The following is a 21,424-nucleotide window of genomic DNA, read 5'->3' as shown; positions in this document are numbered from 1 at the left end:
CCCCGTATCATACCAAGAGGGCTCTTTTTTGTTCAAGTCCCCGAAAATCCTTCTAACAGGAATGCTCCTTTTTTATTTAGTTACACTTTTTAAAGCGTTTTGATATTGCTTGGCAAGTGAATTCCATGTCAGCTCTTGTTCTGCATAATCAAATGCATTGTTTATAAGGTTTAAATTAAGATTTGAATTTTTAATCAAATGGGGGATCTTTATGGCAAATTCATCTAAACTACATATTATTGCGTGGGTGCCATTAGTGATTTCATAACCTCTCGCACCAAAGTGGGTTGAAACAACTGGAATTTTCCTCCCAAAATATTCAGCAAGCTTAACATTTGAACCAGAACCGGTGATGATTGGGTTTATAGCAACATCTGCTACCCTGAAAAGGGCGTCTTTAAAAGTTTCATTCAATGTATTAAAAAGTAAAACATTCTGAGGAGGCGGTTTCCTTACTGAGTTACAAACCGATCCTATAATTAAAAAGTAATAATTTTTCAATTTTAAAGCTAAATCCTGCTGTATAAATTGCAGGGCCTTAACATTTGGAAAATGATTACTGCCGATAAAAATTATAACTGGAGCTCCATTAAAGAGACCTTTTATACTTGAAAAGTCTTCATCATAATAGTTAGTATCTTTTAATTTTATGCCATTCTTTATCGTAACAAATTTCTGTGGATTTTTATTGAATAACTTGATGAACCGGTCTTTATCTTCATCTGACACAGTTATCACCAATTTACTTTTTTTTAAAGCAATATTCTCTATGTTTCGGACCTGGCCAATTAAAAAGTTGTATCTTGGATGGCCCTTTAACATTTCCTCCTTAAGCTTTGCCTCTACATTTAAGCTTTCATATATCAAAGGTTTACCTTCCATATCTTGAATTAAAGGGAACATATACGGATGTGCGGTAATTATGAAGTCTGAATTTCTATATAATAATTGGCTTATTTTCATTAATAAATTATTTTTTATACACATATATGAATTTACAATGTCACTTACACTTATATGAAACAGTTTTTTTACCTTCATATTTTCTTGAACATGCTCATCTGTTTTGGGTATACCTATTTCAATAAAATGGTCGGTAATTCGTTTTTTTTCAATTACCTTTGAAGTTGTCAAACAAAGCATAATGATATTGTAGTGTTTTGAAAGTTCAGAATAAAGTTGCTTTAGTCTGACTTCCCCACCTGACAAGGCAGTAGACACCTTAAAATCATTTAGTACGAGTATATTTTCTCTTTTTTTACTTTTTGAGATTTTATCAATTTCCTCCTTAAATTTTAAAATAATTTCTTTCCATGAAAAGTTTTGATCAATGTGTTTTTTTCCGTTCAAAGCGATGCTCTTTAATCTTTCACGATCTTTTACTGCTTGGTTAAGGATTGCTGCAAAATTATTCTTATCTGCTTCTATATAGTGTTCATCAGGAGTTATCCTGAGTCCTCTAACTCCTTTGGAGGTTGAAATTAAAGGTAAACCTGCCGAAAGGAATTCAACCGTTTTTAAATTAGTGCCCCCGCCAGAAAACATAGGATTTATAGCAATATCTGCATTGGCAAGGAGTTCCCTTTTTTTAGTGTTTTCTATTTTTCCTAACAGTTTTACATTCTTTCTGCTTACGCCTTTAAATTGATTACAGCAATCCCCTGCAATAACAAAATTTATGTCCCTGCAATTCTCTGCAAGGTTATTTATAATAAAGTTAACAGCTTTATAGTTTGGCGGATGCTTGCTCCCAATAAAAAAAGCTGTTGGACTTTGGTTGTAATTTTCTCTTAAATTATTTTTCAATTCTTCTGGTATAATCCCATTTGGAGCAAGTTTAATCTTATCTTCATTTATCCCATAAGACTTAACAAAGCTTTTCCTGTCTTCATCTGAGACGGCAAATACCAAATCAGCCATCAATACCATCTCTTTTTCAACTTCAAAAAAATACTCAATATATTTTTCTGCTTCAATTCCATCCCACATTTGTTTTGCCAATTCTGCTTCGTGATTATAGCTATTATATATTCTTGGTTTCCCATCGAATCCAAAAAAGATGTCATACCCTAATGTAAATGGTGAATCGTGAATAATAATATCGCTTTGTTCGTACAGATTAAGAAAAACTTCATGGTATTTATTTGGATAATTTGAGGCTAAAGTCGCTACTAAAGCGGAATATTCAATCCCAACTTTTCCTTGTAGTTCTTTATTAATGCAACCGTGAATATTTTTATCATTTGGGATCAAATATTCCCTAAGGCTTTTAGAATGTTCAATAATTCTTACCGAAGGATGGGGGTGAGATGAAGATATTAGAGTAACATTATAGTGCTTGCTTAGTTCGTTATAAAAGTGAAAATACCTGAGCTCACCTCCGGTAGTTGGAGGGTTTTTGGCAGGGAAAAAATTAAGTACAAGAATCTTTTTCATATGCTGAATTCCCCTTTACTTTACTAATAGAAAAATCGGAAATAAAATATTAACTATATTTCTTGGAGTTTCTTTTTAAGTCTTCTTCCACCATCATTTCAATTAAGGTTTTAAAACTTACTTTAGGTTCCCAATCCAACTGTCTTTTCGCTTTTTGAGGGTTCCCAATTAATAAGTCAACTTCAGCTGGACGAAAAAATTTTGGATCCCCAATAACATAATTCTCCCATTTCAGGCCGACATAGTTAAATGCCGTTTGAACCCATTCCTTTACAGTGTGTGTTTCACCAGTCGCAATAACATAATCATCAGGATTTTGTTGCTGCAGCATTTTCCACATAGCTTCAACATAATCTCCTGCAAAACCCCAATCCCGTTTTGAATCCAAATTCCCTAAACGGAGTTCATTTTGAAGTCCCAGCTTGATTTTTGCCACAGCATCAGTTACTTTACGAGTCACGAATTCGATCCCTCTTCTAGGTGACTCATGATTAAACAAAATCCCCGAGCACGCAAAAAGATTAAAACTTTCCCTATAATTTACGGTAATCCAATGACCATAAACTTTAGCCACTCCATATGGACTGCGGGGGTAAAATGGGGTCTTTTCAGTTTGTGGGGTTTCTACTACTTTGCCAAACATTTCACTGCTAGAAGCTTGGTAAAAACGGACATTTAAATTGGATAAACGAATTGCTTCCAACATATTTGTTACCCCAAGCCCTGTTACCTCTCCTGTGTATATCGGCTGCTTCCAAGAGTCGCCAACATACGATTGGGCCGCTAAATTGTAGACCTCATCCGCCTTTGCTACCTTAACTGCTTCGGTTAAGGAAGTTAAATCGCGAAGGTCCCCTGATAAAAAATCAATTTCATCTTTTATATGTTTTATATTTTCATAATTTTCTGTTGCTGTTCTTCTTTTAAGTCCATAAACTTTGTAACCTTTACTTAAAAGTAAATCGGCTAGATAAGAACCGTCCTGTCCCGTAATACCTGTAATCAATGCTTTTTTCATTTTATTCTCCTTTCAACAAAAAGAGTGTTACTGCTCAAAAGGCCCGAAATGAATTTCTGATTAACCAGCTTATTTTTAGTATATGAATGAAAAGGACAAGAGTTACGATATCCAGCGACTTAATTTCTCAAGAAGCGCTGGAATATGCATATATTGTTTAGAATCATCGTCACTTTTTTGATGGTAACAATCCTATCTGATTTAAACGCAGCCTGTACTTTTCACCAATTGCTTCATAAGATAATTTAGTTCCAATTGTCTTTTTACCGAGTAAACCTATCTTTTCAGCGAATTTTTTGTCGTAAACCAACTTTTCCATCATTTGAGAAGCCTGAACCATGCTAGGTTCAGCCCATAGCTGATTTGCTGTATAAGGACCATAATTTCTACCTACTCTTTTTAAAGTGAAATCGACTAAACATGAATTGTTTTTATCCATAAATTCAAGGTTTCCAGACCAATTTGTTGCAATAACCGGCTTGCCTAAATACATGGCTTCAGCCAAGGGCAGGCCAAATCCCTCGGATCTATGCAGGGAAACATAGCAGTCAGATAAATTTGGTAAACCATTAACCTCTAGCCGATTTAATACTTTATCGATGAATATTATGTTTTTATTGCCATCGGATTTTTGTTTAAGTGCCTTAACCTCTTTAATGGAATGTGAACCATTATTAATTTTAATCGCAAGTGCAACAGAATTGTTATTATGAGAAAAAGCTTTCTTAAATGCTTCCACTACTGCTATTGGATTTTTCCTTGCTAAGGTACTCCGCATATCGAACATTGAAAAGAATAAAAACCGGCTTTCTGGAAGTTCAAAATCCTTTCTAGTAATATTTAAAGGAACTTCTAAGGATATAGAATGGGGGATGGTAATAACCGGCTTCCGGGCTATCTTTGGAATGGATTTAGCTGTAAAACTGGAGGGGACCCAAACTTCATTGATTAATTGAAAGCTTTTTAACCAAGAACTTGGGAGTTTTTCCAGTTCCCAATGCCAGTAGCCAATATTATATCGATTCAAAAACCACTTTCTGGGTAAGTTATTTTTCTTAAAATGGTAATATAGCTGGTCAGCATTTATAAAAAATATATTCGTATTATAAATAGGTTCTTGCACTTCCTTGTGTTTCCAGGATAAGTCATTTTGTCTGGCTGGACAATGCGGAAAATTCATTATACAAAAAGGAATACGTGCAGATTGCAGTGCTTTTGCAGCTGAACGGCATGCCTCTCCTAATCCAAACTCAGCTCTTGAATATCCGATTAAATTAACACCTGGCTTCACTCCTTCTATTCCCCTTTCCTTCTACCTGAATTTCGTATTCCAATCAAATCCTATTCTTGGATCATTCCACTCAATCCTTTTTTCATCGGGGGTTTCAACATTATAAGATTGGGTTGTAAAATATATAATCACAGCAGGTTTTTCCCCCAGTACCCGGTATCCGTGTGCAATTCCTTTTGGTATTAAAAGCATCATTGGATTTTCTTCACCCATATAATAAACATCTGTTTCTCCATGTGTTGGAGAATCTTGTCTTAGATCAAAAAGTACAACCTGTGCATTGCCGGAAGGAAAAAACCATAAGTCATCCTGTTTTTCATGGTAATGAAAAGCTTTAATCACTCCAGGATAGCTCATGGACCAGGAAGCCTGACCAAATCTAGATAATATATCTTGCTCATCATCGCGGACGAGCTCAGCGAAAAAACCCCGATCATCGCAATGTTTTTTTAACTTTTTTATTCTGACACCGTCAATCATGATTTGGTCTCCTTTCGAATAAATTCATCCAGTGCTTCGTTCCAATTTCTAAGTGGCTTAATTCCTTCCTTAAGTAAAGCCTGATTATCCAATACTGAATAACATGGTCTTTTGGCATGAGCACCATATTCTTGACTTGTAACTGGGAATATTCTTTTTGGGTCATATCCTGCTTTTTCGAAAATTGCTTTTGCAAATGCATACCAAGTACAAGAACCTGAATTTGATACATGGTAAATGCCGCTTTTTTTATCAAGCAATTGGATAATCGTATCTGTCAGATCGTTCAAATATGTTGGAGACCCTGTTTGATCATTGACAACCTTAATTATCTTGTTTCTTTTGCCAAGATCTAACATGGTATTAACAAAATTCTTTCCATAATGACCGTACAGCCATGAAGTCCGGATGACAGTTGCGTCACTATATGTTAAAACTAATTTTTCACCCAGCCATTTACTCATGCCATATACTGATATTGGAATGGGATTGTCTTTTTCACAGTACGGAAATCGTTTTGTTCCATCAAAAACATAATCAGTGCTAATATAAAAAATTTTTGCATTTACTTTTTTTCCTGCTTGTGCAATATAGCCCGTACCGATGCTATTCACTTCATATGCTTTCTTCATTTCTGTTTCACATTTATCCACTGCCGTGAAAGCTGCAGCATGTATAATAATATGAGGCTTTATATTAGATATTACAAAATCTGCTTGTTCTTTATTCGTAATATCTAATTCTCCTTTACCGAGACTATAGACAGAATAGGATTCGCTAAATTTCTTATTGAGTTCTTTTCCTAATTGGCCTTCACCGCCTGTTATTAAAATATCCATTTTTCATCCTCTTTCTTGGATTCTTGTTTTGTGCCACTCGATTGTTTTCTTTAAGCCCTCCTCGAAAGAAATGGAGGGCCTCCAGCCTAACTCCTTTTCTATTTTCGCTGAATTAATTGCATATCGTTTGTCATGGCCTTTACGGTCTTTTATATGCTTAATTAGCTTGTTATCCTTATTTAAATGTCTGAGGATTAAATTAACAACCTCTAGGTTTGTTTTCTGTTCATTGCCACCAATATTATAAATTTCCCCTGCAATCCCTTTCTCTAATACCAGTTCAATTCCCTTGCAATGGTCTTCTACAAATAGCCAGTCGCGTATATTTAATCCATCACCGTATAATGGTATATCCTTATTATTAAGTGCATTTGAAATAACTTTCGGGATGAATTTTTCAGTATGCTGCATGGGTCCAAAATTATTACTGCATCGTGTAATAATAAGAGGGAGCTGGTACGTATGATAGAAAGACCTTATAAGCAAATCCGCGCTTGCTTTACTGGCTGAATAGGGATTATTTGGTGCAAGAGGATTTTCTTCTGTAAATGGTGAATCTGTTGGGGAAAGGGATCCATATACCTCGTCGGTTGAAATTTGAATCATCTTGCAAGCTTTCCCATTTAAAACAGCTTGCAGTAGATTAAATGTGCCTCCTATATTTGTATGAATAAATGGAGCAGCATCAGTAATACTCCTGTCAACATGTGTTTCAGCTGCAAAATTTATGATTGCTTCATATTCTATATCAAAAACTTTTGATAGCTCTTTAGCATTACCAATATCGCATTTTATAAAACGATATCTATTTGATTCCTTTAAAGGTTCGATATTGTTTTCATCAGCGGCATAAGTCAATAAATCTGCATTTGTAATCGAGTACTTTCCGTTTTTTAATATCTGAAATAAAAAGTTAGAGCCAATAAATCCTGCTCCACCTGTTATAAGGAGATGCTTAGTCATTTTTCCCCTCCCTTAAAAAATATTCGTAAACATACTTTTGTGCCATAAATAACGATTGATGTGTTCCTGCATCAATCCACCATCCATTTAAGACTTCATATTCAAGCTGATTTTGCTTAATATAAAGGTTGTTAACATCGGTGATTTCCAGTTCGTTTCGATAGGAAGGCTCAATACCTTTAATCATCTGGAAAACATTCTCATCATACATGTAAATACCAGTTACGCAATAAGAAGTTGGTGGCTGGCTTGGCTTTTCATGAATGGAAAGGATTTTCTTCCCCTCAGTATCCAAAAGCGGAACTCCATACCTTGATGGATTACTGACTTCTTTTAGCAGCACTCTAGCTCCAGATTTTTGCATTTCAAAACCTTTAATATAGGGTATTAAAGAATCATCAAAAAGATTATCCCCAAGGAGGACTGTGAATTTTTCATTATTTATAAAATCCCGTGCTGACAAAAGAGCATCTGCGATCCCTCCGCCTTCAGTTTTTTGGGTCTTAAAATACAGCTTTACTTTTAACTCCTCCCCCTTCCCCAATATCTCTTTAAAAAATTTAAGGTCTTTTTGGTTCGTAATTATAAGTATCTCTTTAATTCCGGAATCTCTTAATTTAAATATCGGCCAATAGATCATTGGATAGGGACCCACCGGCAATAAATGTTTATTTAAAATCCTGGTAAAAGGTGTTAGACGTGTTCCAGTTCCACCTGCCAGAATAATCCCTTTCATTAATTTGATAGCTCCTTTCAAAATATATTCTTATAGAAAAAATTATCAGGATTTCTGATTGTAATGTGTAAATAGAAATTAAGAGTAAAACTGGGGAAGTATTTTTTTGTCCATCGTTTTCTATAAATCACTTAAAATATCAATATCTAAAAACTTTTCAGCTAACGTATGACACCAAAATGAAAAAAGGAAAGAGGAATAAAAAATATTAAAGGTAGGCAGATAATTTTCTTGATAATAGAAATTTATAATTGGAGTTTATACTTTTTTGATAAAGATGCGTTACATTATATTCTATATATCAATTTAAGGTGAATATTTATGTGGACATCCAACAGTCATTCATAAGCCATTTTGATTTTTCTATTCTTTAAAGTGTTACTATATTATTTTGGAGTTCATAAAGAATGAAACCAACCATAAATGTCCGGAAAATAAGGCGGATGTAATGTACATGAAGTAGTTACGTTACATAATTATAAGGGTGATTACCAATTTCGAATTTGTCAGGAGAGATCTTTATGAATATGGATGCAATAGTATTATGCATCATTCTTTCCTTCATGTTTGTCGCCCTTATTAGTGAATGGCTAATACCTGAATTTACGGTTTTCCTTGCATTATCCTCTTTAATTTTTTTTGATATTGCTACTCCGGCAGAAGCTTTAAAAGGATTTGCTAACCCGGGAGTTCATACAGTTGCTTTCCTTTTTATTGTTGGCGCAGCTGTTTCTAAGACCGGCATTCTGCACGATTTTGTTCATAAAACATTAAGCCAAAATACATCTATTCAGTATGTATTAATTCGTTTAATGCTTCCTACGAGTACAATATCCGCGTTTATGAATAACACCCCAATCGTCACGATGCTGATTCCTACTCTTCAAAATTGGGCCATAAATAATAATATCAAGCCTTCAAAGCTGCTCATCCCTTTATCCTATGCTGCCATTCTTGGAGGAACTATTACACTAATTGGGACATCAACAAATCTTATTATTCAAGGATTATTGGCAGAAAAAGGATTGAGTGGGTTCAAAATGTTTGACTTTTCCTATTTTGGCATTCCCCTTACTTTTGCTGGTATTTTATACTTTGTCATCGCAGGTCATCGTCTCTTGCCAGAAAGAGCTCATAATATAAAGTTATTCCAGGACGAACAGCATCATTTTATCTATAAATTTATTGTTGAAACCAATTCTGCCTTAATTGGAAAAAGTATAAAAGATGCAATGCTTCGCAACTTAAACCATTTGTTTTTAATTGAAATTATCCGTAGTGGCAAAGCCATTACTCCTGCACCAAATGATGAGATCATTCAGGAAGAGGATATTCTTGTTTTCTCAGGAAACCCGGATAGTGTATTGCAGGTCAGCCATATTCTTGGCTTAAAACTCTCTTTAGAGAATAAAGAAAACAATCATTCAAACCTTCCTGCAACTTTTCTAGAAGTTGGAATTTCCGGTAAATCTCCGTTAATAAATAAAAAAATAAAAGAAAGCCAGTTTCGCTCCAGGTATAATGCAGCGATAGTCGCCATTAAAAGAAATGGAAAATTTATAACTTCCGGTATAGGAAATTTGGTTTTAAAACAGGGAGATACACTTTTATTACTAGGAAAAAATGATTTTGTAAAAACATGGACAAATTCTGAAGATTTCTATTTCATATCCCCAGTAGATAATAATCACAAGAATATAAAACATGAAAAACTTGTGATCATATTGATTCTAATGGGAATTATTGTTACGTCAGTTTTTCAGCTAATGTCCATTTTCAGCCTTGCATTAATTTCTGCTCTAATCGTGGTCCTAACAAAAATCATAACTTTTAATGATGCTATCAAATCCATAAATTGGAATGTTATTATTATGATGGGAAGCGCTATTGGAATAGGAAATGCCATAGAAACAACTGGCTTAGCAAAATTTATAGCTTCATTTTTTACAGAGGTTCAGTCTTATACAGGTTTAATAGGTATTTTATTTTTATTTTATATCGTCACTTTAATCATGACTGAGTTCCTTAACAATCTTGCTACAGCGGCCATTATGTTTCCAATTGGCTATACATTATCTCTTCATTCCGGTTTAGATCCAAAAATACTTGCCATGCTTACCGCTGTATCCGCTTCATGCAGTTTTCTGACTCCAATAGGGTACCAAACCAATTTGCTTGTATATGGTCCGGGCGGCTATAAATTTACTGACTTTATGAAGGTAGGCCTTCCACTGAGCTTGATTTGTATGTTTCTTTCAATTTTTATTGCTTATTGGAAATGGCTTTAATAATTAATGAATAAAGGAGGAAAGTTGAATTGAAAAATGAGGGTGGAAATGAACATGTAGTTTGGCATGATTCAATTATAAATAAGGAAGACAGACAAAAACAATTCGGCCATAAAAGTATTATGGTTTGGTTTACCGGCCTATCAGGTTCCGGGAAGTCAACAATTGCTAATGCCTTGCAGTATGAATTATTTAAACAGAATATCACTGTTTATCTTTTGGATGGTGATAATCTTCGTCATGGGATCAATAAAAACCTTTCCTTTTCAGAGGCGGACAGAAAAGAAAATATCAGGAGAACTGCCGAAGTAAGCAAACTTTTCGTAGATGCTGGGGTGGTTATTCTGGCTGCACTAATATCGCCTTTTGAAGAAGACCGTTTAAATGCCAGATCATTATTTCAGCCAGGTGAATTCATTGAAGTGTACGTAAAGTGCTCACTCCAGGAATGTGAAAAGAGAGATCCAAAGGGCCTTTATAAAAAAGCCAGAAGTGGAGTCATTAAGCAATTTACAGGTATTGATCAACCCTACGAAGAACCAAGAAATCCGGAAATTATTATAGATACAAATAGGCTAACAATAAATGAATCTGTCAAAGCAATTATAAAATATTTAAACACATACCTGTGCTTCAATCTAAATGAATAGGAGTGATAAAAGATGGCGCTAAGCATCCCTCATGGAGGTAAATTAATTAATCAAGTGAATTTAAACTATGACCACTCAAATATCCATGCTGAAATTGAAATAGATGGAATGGCTTTATCTGATCTTGAATTAATTTCGAATGGCGCTTTTAGTCCTCTGAGAGGATTTATGGGACAGAAAGACTACAAATCTGTTTTAGATACGATAAGATTAGCAAATGGAACAATATGGAGCATTCCAATTACTCTTCCTATATCTCAAAAAGCGGCAGGAAAACTTCCGGTTGGGGAAAGGGTTAAACTAACACATAAAAACGAAATATACGGGGTTATGGAACTTCGGGAGGTTTATAAACCTAATAAAATGGAAGAAGCGATTAAAGTCTATCAAACAGACGATAAAAATCATCCGGGTGTCAAAAAGCTTTTTAACCGTCCTGAGATTTATGCAGCTGGCCCAGTTACATTAACTAAGATTCCACCCAAAAACCCTGAATTTACCATTTACTCTAAAACTCCTTTGGAAACAAGAAAAGAATTTAAAGAGAATAATTGGAAAACGGTAGTTGGTTTTCAAACAAGGAACCCGGTACACAGAGCACATGAATATATCCAAAAGACAGCCCTTGAAATAGTAGATGGCCTGTTTTTGAATCCATTGGTCGGGGAGACAAAATCGGATGACATTCCAGCGCACATTAGGCTTAAAAGTTACGAAGTGCTTCTAAAAAGCTATTATCCATATAATCGAGTATTCTTGGCTGTATTTCCCGCTGCAATGAGATATGCCGGACCCAAAGAAGCTGTATTCCATGCACTAGTCCGAAAAAATTATGGCTGCACACATTTTATTGTGGGAAGAGACCATGCCGGTGTCGGAGATTATTACGGAACTTATGATGCACAAAAAATCTTCGATCAATTTAATCACGATGAAATAGGCATCGAAATTCTTCCTTTTGAACATAGCTTCTATTGTATGAAATGCGAGAATATGGCATCCAGTAAAACTTGTCCGCACAGCAAAGAAAATCACCTTCACTTATCAGGTACAAAAGTTAGGGAAATGCTGCGGAATGGAATCACTCCCCCTCCCCAATTCAGCCGTTCCGAAGTCATTGAGGTTCTAATTAATGGATTAAAAGGTTCTAAATAAAATTTTAAATCTAGTGAGTGTTACTATCAGTCATATATTATATTTAAAAACTTCTGATAAAAAAATTACCCGAATAAGGGGCCATTTATAAAAGGTCATTATTCGGGTTTTGCTTTATACCGATTATCATTTATTATATTTGCTATTAGAGCAAAAACATCCAATTAAAGCTAAAAATGTTCCACAAGGAAATTTGCAGGAACAATGCCCCGATTAAAGAAGCTTATCGTTAAACAAATTCAGTTAACTATGTCTATAATAAAATGACCCCGGTTCGATACGGAGTCATTTGCAGGCACCCGTGCCTATATGGGTGTATTTTAGACCATGACGGCTGTAAGTGAATATTTTTATTTAAGGTCGTATCCGAAATCCCCAATCGAATGTTCTTCATTATGAAAATCAGATCCTCCAGTAATTAATTTACGGTATTTTACAGCTGTTTTTTTATAACGAGCCGTATCATTTTTCCCATGTTTTCGGTGCCATACTTCTATTCCATCGAATGGCAGCTCCATTAACTCTGCTATGATTTTATCATCATGAATAAGCTTAGGATGGGCTAGTACGGCTTGCCCCCCTGCATTTTGAATTAACTTTATTCCTTCTAAAGGGTTAAGTTTCATTTTCTCTTCGCTGCAAGGCTTGCCATCTCCCAGATACAAATCAAATACTTCTTGAGTATCTTTTGCATAACCCCTATCAACCACAGCTTTTGCAATATGCGGTCGGGCAATGACTTCTCCCTTGCTGTATTTTCTGACATCCGAAGAAGTAATGGTCATTCCAAGATCGCAGAACTTTTTAATAATAATTTCTGAACGATTTTGTCTATGTTCTCTTAGTCTCTCCAAAACCTTTGATAACTCTGATGTTTCATTGATGCTATAGCCTAAAATATCAATTGTTTTTCCTTTATACTTTGTACTTAATTCAATACCGGGAATAACGATTATTCCAAATATTTTACCAGCCTGCTTCGCCTCAGTTATACCTTTAATGGTGTCATGGTCTGTTATAGCAATCGTTTTAATTCCTTTCTCGGCAGCCTTTTTAACCACTTCACTTGGAGAATATATCCCATCTGAAGCTGTTGTGTGCAAATGCAGATCAAAGTTCCCTTCTTCAATGACCTTCTTAATATCCAAATTCTTCTCTCCTTAAAAAAAGTATAATAGTATATATATTTCTTTAAATATTGTTTGGTTGTTTACTTTTCATTAGTATCTTCTATCTCTTTTAAAATTGTTTTTATATTTTGTTCCAGGGACTTATGGCAAACTAAAAGCCCATCTTTTGTAGAGGCGATAATTAAATCTTCTACTCCAATGACGATTGTTTTTTTATCCTCTGATTTTATTATACAATTTTCAGTTGATAAGACATGAATATTCCCCTGCAGGATATTAATTTCGTCATCTTTTTTTAACAGCCTCTCTAAAGCTGTCCAATTCCCGACATCATCCCAGTGAATACTTGCAGGTATCGTGAAGATCGTTTCGGCCTTTTCGATTATCGCATAATCGACAGAAACTTTTGGAAGATTGGCATATTCAAAGACAGATCCATTTAGATATCTGGTTATGGTTTCATAGATTTGAGGCTGATGTTGTTTCATGTAATAAGCAATAGTTGAGGGCTTCCAAATAAATATCCCACTGTTCCAGTAAACACTTTCCGCTTTTAACAATTCCTCTGCCTTTTGTTTACAAGGCTTTTCAATAAATTTTTTAACTTTTAATACCTGACTCATATAATCCCTATTCTGCTCGGCTTGGATATACCCATATCCAGTTTCAGGACGGTCAGGTTTTATTCCTAAAGTTACAATGGATAAGTCTGATTCAGCAGTGGTCTCAGCTAATTTAAAGAGTTCGAAAATTGAATCATCATCAGGAAAATAATGGTCTGAGGGTACTGCGGCAAACACTTCATCATCATTCTCTTTCAAAAACGTTAAGGCAGTTAAGGTAACACAGGGAGCCGTATCTCTTTGTAACGGCTCTAGGATTAACTGCTTGTGGGGAACTGCCAATTGTTCTTTTACTAGAGTGGCATATTCCTCAGATGTCACGATATAGATTTTCTCTTCTGGCAGCCACTTTCTAAAGCGGTTATAGGTTTGCTGAAGCATTGTTTTTTTATTAATCAGAGAAAGAAATTGTTTGGGTTTTTCATTTACACTTAAAGGCCAAAATCTTGTTCCCGTACCACCTGCCATTATTACGACTTTCAATATAAACACCTCATCACTTTGATTAAAAAGCTATTTTATACTATGTGTTTATAATGAATGCCGCATGGTGATATGCCTTGTTTTATATAATATGGGTGTTTTTTTCTGGATCATCAAAGGTATGCCATACCACCCAAAAGGATTAACTTTTTTTGTTTTTTTATTAAAGTAATTTCACTCTGATTTTCTCAATCTTATTCATAACCTCATTTTCAAGGCCTTCCAAGAACTTGCCACTTTGTTTTTCCGATAGGCTTTTTACAGAAAAATATAATTTAATCATCGGTTCTGTTCCAGAGGGCCTAAGGCTAAACCATGAATCATTTTGCAAATAAAATTTTAGAACATTTGATTTAGGGAGATGTATATTTTCTTCTTGCCCAGATAGAACATCCAAGCGCTTTGCGTTGTGGTAATCTTCCATTATAGTAATTTTTGCACCTGCAATGTTTTTGGGAGGATTTTCTCTGAATGATTTAAGAATACCTGAAATTTGCTCAGCTCCCTCTTTTCCCTTTAAGGTTATGGATTTCAAGGATTCCAGGTAAAATCCATACTTCTTATATAGTCCATGCAAACCATCAAACAAAGTTTTTCCTTTTGATTTATAATAAGCCGCTACTTCAGCAGTAAACACGGCTGCTTGTATGGCATCCTTGTCACGGACAAAATCACTGATTAAATAACCACAGCTTTCTTCGTATCCAAATTGAAATTTATATTGTTTAGTGGATTCAAATTCCTTAATCTTTTCTCCTATATATTTAAATCCTGTCAGAGTATCAATCGTTCTAATACCAAAATCGTCGGCAATGGCTTTTCCAATTTCAGAGGTCACAATGGTTTTTATAACTGCACTGTTGTTAGGAAGTTTGCCTTTTTCCTTTTTTTCAATCAATAAATAATGAAGCATTAACGCACCAATCTGATTTCCGGTTAAAATATCATAATCTCCATTTTTATTTTTGGCAGCAACACCAAGCCTATCCGCATCGGGGTCAGTAGCCATCAATATATCCGCGTCTACCTGTTTGCCATATTGAATGGCCATTTCGAAAGCTTCATGTTCCTCCGGGTTGGGTGATTTTACGGTACTGAATTCTGGATCTGGATTCTCCTGTTCTTTAACAATCGTTATGTTTTCAAATCCATATTCTTTCAGCCCATTAATTAGAACCTTTTGTGCTGTTCCGTGCAATGGAGTGAAAACAATTTTAAGTTTCTTGCCGAAATTTTTTACCATCTCACAATTTAGCTGAATGGTTTTTAATTTTTCAAGATAAGCTGTATCAATGTCTGGACCGATATATATTAATAGACCACGTTCCAGCAAACTTTTTTCATCCATTACACTTATCACAAGCTCATCTTCAATCTTATTAATAAAACTTGTAATTTCTTCCGCTACAGCTGGAGGGATCTGTCCCCCGTCCTCACCGTATACTTTAAAGCCATTATATTGCGGAGGGTTATGGCTTGCTGTGATCACGACCCCAGCAGATGCTTTCAAATATCGTACTGCGAAAGATAACTCGGATGAGGGCCTTAAATCATTAAAGAGATATACCTTAATTCCCTGCAATCCAACTGTTCTTGCTACTTCAACGGCAAACTCCTTTGATTTATACCGGCAATCATAAGCAATGACGATGCCTCGTTCGTTTGCGTTAGCACCTTTTTGGGAAATAAATTCGCCGAGACCCTTTGCAGCCTTACGTACTGTATAAATATTCATCCGATTTGGACCAGGTCCTAATTCCCCCCGGATTCCTCCTGTTCCAAATTCTAAATCTTTATAAAAGCTGTCTTCCAAAGTCTGCAGATCATGAAGCTTATCAACTAATATATTCTTTAATTCTTGATCTAAGCCTTCAAATGCAAGCCATTTTTCAACTTGTGAATTCCATGACACTATGCCATTCTCTCCCTTCTCTGTAAAGTCACTGATAGTATATGAAGAAAGTTAAAAAATGGCCGTCCCATTGCCTAAAGAAAATGAGGGGAAAGTATTTTGTGTCAGGTTATTTACTTTTGACAACTCACACTCCAGTTAAATGCAAAAACATCCTTCTCAATCTGTGGAGTCCCCTTCCCTTCCTCACACAATTCCACTGCTTTACCGATGCTTCTGTGATTAATAATTGAAAGGATCACCAAGGCTGCAATCAAAATAAATAGGTATTTCCTCATGTTTTTCCTCCGGCCTAATTTATTTTCATATTGTTGACAAAATCTCTGTTATAATGTAACTATAAGGCAAATTTTGCAAATTTTCTAACCCTTATTTAAATTTACGGACGGACGAGGCGATTTTTTTGCTCCTATTTTTCAAGATAGCAGTTTGGATGATTGTCGCTTGTCTCGGGTTATATGTTTTTTCTGTTTGGAAATGGGAAAAGAAAGTTAAGGAACGAATGTTTGCAATCCGGAAAACCTGGTATATCATTTATGTACTCGGCGCAGTGATTTATTGGACGAAGGAGCCAACTTCGATTTTTACAGATTGGCTGAATTACCTGATTGTCGCGGTGATTTTTGCACTGGTTGACGCATTTGTTTTCCTTGGTTCTTACTTGAAAAGAGTTGGCAATAATGAGCTGGCAACGGATACGAGAGAATTGCTTGAAGAAAATAACGACCTTTTAACCTCGCATATGAATAAGCTGAAATCCTTTCAGTACCTATTGAAAAATGAACCAATCGACATTTATTATGGAGATAAGGAAGCCTATATTGCCGGCATCGAAAAGCTTTTGGCCGATTATGCGGAAAAAGTGGATATGAGAGCAGTTTTATGCAAATATACAACTCAAGAAGAGAAGGATTATTTGCTGGAACACTACGCTGATAAAGCATTAATTCACAGGCGCCTGGACCGCAAGGAAGTATATTATGACGCTGATGAGAAATTGGCTTTGATTCCTTTTTCCATACTTGAAGACTATTATGTAATAAAATTAACCTCCGATGAGTTTGTCACCGAATTCGACTACTTGCTATTCACTTCACTGATTTCAATATACGATCTAATGCTCCCAGCTGAACAGGAGGACGAAGACCATGAAGGAACCAGCGGATAATAATAACGACACAGCCCCTTTACGTACAAAAAGCTCTATGAAAGTAATCAGAAAAAAATCACGAATCAGCCTGCCTTGTTTTGAAGTCAGCCCGCATACTGAACGGATCATAAATGAGAATAAAAGATTGATATGCGTTTATACAAAACATAAGGCATGAGCATATTATATGGCGTGGAAGGATTTTCTTCCGCGCCTTTATTCATGTTCATTTTTCAGGGACATATAATAAAGAAACCAATCCAATTCGCGAGGGCTGATCCCAATGAAAAAACTGACGAAGAAAGTGAAAAATATAGACTTCCCTTCTTTCTCCCTCTCCCCTTACACAAAAAATTTATCCAAGAAAACAGAAGCCGCTATCCAGGATTTGAACAAAGGAAAAAACCTGCCAAAAAATAATGCGTAAAGAAAAACCGCCTTTTGGCAAGACGGCTTTATTTTATAAAAAGCTTCACTTTCTTTAGGGCATTTTTGGTAGTCGGATAACGGAACGGCAAATCAAATTTGGTTGTCTGTTTCAGGATGCTTTTTTCATGTGAGAATACATCAAAGCTGCCCTTGCCGTGGTAAGCGCCAATCCCGCTCTCCCCTACGCCGCAGAATGGCAGGTAAGGTGAACTGAGATGATAGACCGTATCATTGATGCACCCGCCGCCGAAAGAAATGTGACCGAGAATCTGATTTTGCACGTTCTCGCTTTCTGAAAAAATATACAGCGCCAGCGGCTTCGGATGTCTGTTAATCTCTGCAATCATGGTGGACAAGTCCTCATACTCCAGGACTGGGAGGATTGGTCCGATGTAATATTCTTTAAAACAGCTGGTTCAATAATATGCGAGCTTGCGTCGTACCAGCCTCCGTGAACGGTGGTGCCGCTGCTTAGGTTTTTGAATTAAATCTGCGTAATTTTTCATGTAAAGCCTCCAGACAGGGACAAGTATTAAGAATATAGTATCACCTTGTGTGGGGGAAATATATAAAGAGGTATGCTTAAAGGCTTAGTGACAGGGTAGCTGCTCTAGTCCGCAGGATTTTTTCCAATAATAGTAAGTGGGCGTTTTTTGATATTTTATAGTATGTTCTTGAAGCTCGCTATATCCAAAATTATACTGAATATTGTATAAATTTAGCGAGATGAGGGAGAAAATTGAAAAGAAATTGGAATGAAGAAGAACTATTAGAGCACTTTATGTTATTGCCAAACGAACGTCATTTAGTATTGAGCAAGAAGTCAAACGCAAATCGTTTAGGATTTGCGGTCCTTCTTAAATATTTTCAACAGGAAGCTCGTTTTCCAAATAAGAAACAAGATGTACCCGAAGATATTGTACAGCATCTAGCGAATCAAATAGATGCGTCTATTGAAGATTTTTTCGAGCATTATGGTTGGGGTGGAAAAGAAAGAAGTTATACAGATCATCGGAAAGCAATACGAAATCTTTTTGGATTTCGAGAACTTACTGCAAAGGATAATGACCTTTTGGTAAAATGGCTTGAAGAACAAGTTCAGTCTACACATGATATTGACGATTTAAAAAATCATGCGTATAACCTATTTCGTAAATGGAAGGTTGAACCTCCTTCAACAGGAAGTTTAAAGAGAATGATTCATTCTGCCATTGATACTTTTGAAAGAAATTTATATCAATCAACTTTTCAGCAGTTATCTCCAAAGACTTGTTCTCGATTAGATGCCTTATTGAATACTCATTTAGATGAGGAATCGGAAGTAGAAGAAACATTTCATGAGAAAATAGAATCTGACATTTCCACCTTTCGACATCTTTTATCTTCACCTCGTAAACCCAGTGTAAGTACCATGGAAACGGAATTGAAAAAATTGTTAGCAATCCGGCATCTAGAAATCCCTCCAAGAATATTTCATCAATTAATACCGAAATTAGAAAAGAAATATCGGCTTCGCGCAGCTACGGAAACGGTAACAGAATTACGTGCGCATCCTGATCCCATTCGCTATACCCTGCTAGCCATCTTATTTTCGTATCAACATGGGAAAGTAATAGATTCTCTAGCAGATTTATTGGATGAAATTACGCTTAAGATAAAGAATCGTGCTAAAAATACAACCCGAAAAGAAGCAGTAGAAGAATTAGAAAGAGTAAAAGGGAAAAATAAACATATTGTAAATTTATTGAAGGCGACCGTAGATCATCCAGAAGGAGTCATTCAAGAAACGCTGTTTCCTATTGTCAACGCTTCCACAATCCGAGATATTATAAAAGAGATGACAAAAAATAATCGGGAATATAACGAAAGAATCTATACCAAGATGCATACCTCTTTTCGGGGATACTATCGACAGGCTTTTACTGAAATACTCATGAATCTTACCTTTCGGTCTAACAATCAATCTCATCAACCGGTGATTAAAGCCCTTCAACTCATTCGAGAATACAAAGAAAGTGGCCAACGTTATTTTGCTGCTGGAGATGAAGTTCCAATTGATGGTGTCATTCAGCCTAAATGGAAAGAAATAATTATCGAAACAGATAGTCAAGGTATAGAAAGAGTGAATCGGATCAATTATGAAATTGCAGTGATTCAGTCGCTTCGCACCCAACTTCGATGCAAAGAAATTTGGATTGAAGGTGCTGACCGATATCGTAACCCAGATGAAGATCTTCCTCAAGATTTTGAAGAGCGCAAGGAAGAATACTTTGAAGCATTAAAAGCTCCACTAGATGTGGATCCTTTTATTGAAGATATTAAACAGTTGATGAAAGACAAACTTCATATGCTTCATCAAGGATTAGAGGATAAAAGGAATGAAAAAGTGGCTATTTCTGCAAAAAATAATAAAGGGTGGATTCGAGTTACTCCACTTGACAAGCAACCAGAACCTCCTCATGTGCAAAGGATTAAACAGGAGATTAAGAATCGTTGGACTGACATTAATCTGTTAGATTTACTAAAAGAAACAGATTTTCATACAGGGTTTACCAAACATTTTAAGACTGCAGCTAATCGAGAGATATTAGATCAGGAAACCACTCAGCGCCGTTTGCTTCTTAGTTTATTTGGATTAGGAACAAATACTGGTTTAAAAGCAGTATCTGCTGGAAATCTCCTCGATAATTATCGGGAACTACGTTACATTCGTCAAAAATTCATACATAAAGACCATTTACGAAAGGCTAATGCGGAAGTGACCAATCATATTATTCACCACCGACTAAAAGAAGTATGGGGAGAAGCTACCACTGCCTGTGCTTCCGATTCGAAACATATGAGCTCTTGGGATCAAAACCTACTGACAGAATGGCATCCTCGCTATAAAAAATACGGAATCATGATCTATTGGCATACGGATCGAAAGTCCGCCTGTATCTATTCTCAGGTTAAGTCTTGTCTTTCTTCCGAAGTAGCTGCGATGATGGAAGGAGTGCTTCGTCACTGTACAGATATGGAAGTTGATCGAAACTATGTCGACACACATGGGCAAAGCGTGGTTGCTTTTGCTTTTAGTCATTTGCTTAGTTTTAAACTAATGCCTCGCTTCAAAAATATCGGAGTCAAAGACGGTATCGGCAAGCGTGATAAATCTCATCAAGGAATGCCAGGCTATTCTTGGAAGGCATGCTGCGTATTCGATTATAAAAAAGTATTTAAATTCTTTGATGGAAATATTCCTTCATGACAACCCCTGACACGTATGTTATTCAGGAGGGGGATACTTTCTGGGGGATTGCTAATAACGTTGATGGGATCACGGTTAACGATTTAATTGTGGCCAATCCGGGCGTAGATCCTAAAAAGTTAAAGGTTGGGCAAAAAAAAAGTACTTACACACCTAAGCCGGATGAACCGAAAAAAACACAAGAGGCTTATAGGTATCCATTGCCTAATGGAGTTCTGAGAAAAGGTAACAAAGGTGAAAATGTCAAGAAGCTTCAGCGTGCATTGAATGCTGTTTACTTCAAATGTGGAGCTGCTGACGGTATTTTCGGAGCAAAAACCCAAGATGCTATATGCCGGTTCCAAATGGTCTATCTACCATATGAAGTATATGGGGTATATGGTCCTAATACAAGGAAAAAGCTGCAGGCTGTTTTGAAATCAAAAGGATACTAATAGTGTTTTTGACACCCTTAAATTTCCGAAAGTTGACGGTATTGCCTGTCCAGAATTAGTCGATTATAATGTCCGTATATAATTCTAAACATTTCGACATTTACTCTGGAGAAAGGAAAAGACGTCCCCCATAATGTATAACTGCGCCAACAGTTAT

The 21,424-nt window shown here is 35.9% G+C and carries 17 protein-coding genes and 2 pseudogenes; 7 read left to right on the top strand and 12 right to left on the bottom strand.

What is annotated here, in order from left to right; genetic code table 11:
* Positions 1–72 precede the first annotated feature (72 nt).
* The 7 genes from NCCP133_RS20835 to NCCP133_RS20805 form a co-directional block, all read right to left on the bottom strand.
* Positions 73–2,436 carry a glycosyltransferase family 4 protein gene (locus NCCP133_RS20835; protein WP_264807159.1) on the bottom strand — a complete coding sequence of 788 codons (2,364 nt, stop codon included), beginning with the start codon at positions 2,434–2,436 and terminating at the stop codon, positions 73–75.
* Positions 2,437–2,485: 49 nt separating this feature from the next.
* Positions 2,486–3,454, bottom strand: coding sequence for a GDP-mannose 4,6-dehydratase (gmd, locus tag NCCP133_RS20830; RefSeq protein WP_264807158.1), 969 nt, complete (start codon positions 3,452–3,454; stop codon positions 2,486–2,488).
* Between the two features lie 169 nt (positions 3,455–3,623).
* Entirely contained in the window at positions 3,624–4,745 is a 1,122-nt protein-coding gene (locus NCCP133_RS20825; RefSeq protein ID WP_264807157.1) for a glycosyltransferase family 4 protein, read from the bottom strand.
* A 21-nt stretch (positions 4,746–4,766) separates the two neighbouring features.
* Positions 4,767–5,225, bottom strand: a complete 459-nt coding sequence (locus NCCP133_RS20820) for a dTDP-4-dehydrorhamnose 3,5-epimerase family protein (protein WP_264807156.1) — start codon at positions 5,223–5,225, stop codon at positions 4,767–4,769.
* A complete protein-coding gene (rfbD, locus tag NCCP133_RS20815) occupies positions 5,222–6,064 on the bottom strand; it encodes a dTDP-4-dehydrorhamnose reductase (protein ID WP_264807155.1) in 843 nt (280 codons plus the stop codon). The genes NCCP133_RS20820 and rfbD overlap by 4 nt, the downstream gene beginning before the upstream one ends.
* A gap of 3 nt (positions 6,065–6,067) precedes the next feature.
* Positions 6,068–7,027, bottom strand: a complete 960-nt coding sequence (gene rfbB / locus NCCP133_RS20810; protein ID WP_264807154.1) for a dTDP-glucose 4,6-dehydratase — start codon at positions 7,025–7,027, stop codon at positions 6,068–6,070.
* Entirely contained in the window at positions 7,020–7,763 is a 744-nt protein-coding gene (locus NCCP133_RS20805) for a sugar phosphate nucleotidyltransferase (protein ID WP_264807153.1), read from the bottom strand. The genes rfbB and NCCP133_RS20805 overlap by 8 nt, the downstream gene beginning before the upstream one ends.
* A gap of 521 nt (positions 7,764–8,284) precedes the next feature.
* Here NCCP133_RS20805 and NCCP133_RS20800 point away from each other — a divergent pair.
* From NCCP133_RS20800 to sat, 3 genes are read left to right on the top strand one after another with little or no spacing between them, the layout of a single operon-like run.
* Complete coding sequence (locus NCCP133_RS20800) at positions 8,285–10,051, top strand: SLC13 family permease (protein WP_264807152.1); 1,767 nt, start codon at positions 8,285–8,287, stop codon at positions 10,049–10,051.
* Positions 10,052–10,080: 29 nt separating this feature from the next.
* A complete protein-coding gene (gene cysC / locus NCCP133_RS20795; protein ID WP_264807151.1) occupies positions 10,081–10,701 on the top strand; it encodes an adenylyl-sulfate kinase in 621 nt (206 codons plus the stop codon).
* A gap of 12 nt (positions 10,702–10,713) precedes the next feature.
* Entirely contained in the window at positions 10,714–11,856 is a 1,143-nt protein-coding gene (gene sat, locus NCCP133_RS20790) for a sulfate adenylyltransferase (protein ID WP_264807150.1), read from the top strand.
* Positions 11,857–12,206: 350 nt separating this feature from the next.
* Here the strand turns inward: sat and NCCP133_RS20785 are convergent, their stop codons facing one another.
* The 4 genes from NCCP133_RS20785 to NCCP133_RS20770 form a co-directional block, all read right to left on the bottom strand.
* The gene (locus tag NCCP133_RS20785) at positions 12,207–13,004 is read right to left on the bottom strand and encodes a PHP domain-containing protein (protein WP_264807149.1); all 798 of its coding nucleotides are present in this window, start codon (positions 13,002–13,004) and stop codon (positions 12,207–12,209) included.
* A gap of 62 nt (positions 13,005–13,066) precedes the next feature.
* Complete coding sequence (locus NCCP133_RS20780; protein WP_309298098.1) at positions 13,067–14,101, bottom strand: mannose-1-phosphate guanylyltransferase; 1,035 nt, start codon at positions 14,099–14,101, stop codon at positions 13,067–13,069.
* A gap of 154 nt (positions 14,102–14,255) precedes the next feature.
* Positions 14,256–16,004, bottom strand: coding sequence for a phospho-sugar mutase (locus tag NCCP133_RS20775; protein ID WP_264807148.1), 1,749 nt, complete (start codon positions 16,002–16,004; stop codon positions 14,256–14,258).
* Positions 16,005–16,117: 113 nt separating this feature from the next.
* A complete protein-coding gene (locus NCCP133_RS20770; protein WP_264807147.1) occupies positions 16,118–16,282 on the bottom strand; it encodes a hypothetical protein in 165 nt (54 codons plus the stop codon).
* 125 nt (positions 16,283–16,407) lie between these two features.
* On the opposite strand from NCCP133_RS20770, the gene NCCP133_RS20765 reads away from it, so the two are divergent.
* Entirely contained in the window at positions 16,408–17,172 is a 765-nt protein-coding gene (locus tag NCCP133_RS20765) for a type II toxin-antitoxin system SpoIISA family toxin (RefSeq protein ID WP_264807146.1), read from the top strand.
* A complete protein-coding gene (locus NCCP133_RS20760; RefSeq protein ID WP_264807145.1) occupies positions 17,153–17,332 on the top strand; it encodes a type II toxin-antitoxin system SpoIISB family antitoxin in 180 nt (59 codons plus the stop codon). Before NCCP133_RS20765 ends, NCCP133_RS20760 begins: the two co-directional genes overlap by 20 nt.
* A 277-nt stretch (positions 17,333–17,609) precedes the next feature.
* On the opposite strand, the pseudogene NCCP133_RS20755 reads toward NCCP133_RS20760, so the two are convergent.
* Positions 17,610–18,058, bottom strand: a pseudogene (locus tag NCCP133_RS20755) (aldehyde dehydrogenase family protein); the annotation flags it as partial.
* Positions 18,059–18,322: 264 nt separating this feature from the next.
* Here NCCP133_RS20755 and NCCP133_RS20750 point away from each other — a divergent pair.
* Positions 18,323–20,707 (top strand): annotated as a pseudogene (locus NCCP133_RS20750) (Tn3 family transposase); the annotation flags it as partial.
* A gap of 122 nt (positions 20,708–20,829) precedes the next feature.
* The gene (locus tag NCCP133_RS20745) at positions 20,830–21,267 is read left to right on the top strand and encodes a PGRP and LysM peptidoglycan-binding domain-containing protein (RefSeq protein WP_264807143.1); all 438 of its coding nucleotides are present in this window, start codon (positions 20,830–20,832) and stop codon (positions 21,265–21,267) included.
* Positions 21,268–21,424 lie beyond the last annotated feature (157 nt).

Source organism: Cytobacillus sp. NCCP-133, from assembly GCF_026011715.1.
GTDB lineage: Bacteria > Bacillota > Bacilli > Bacillales > Cytobacillaceae > Cytobacillus.
Note: the sequence above shows the minus strand (reverse complement) of the source record. Positions and strands in the feature narration are given on the sequence as shown.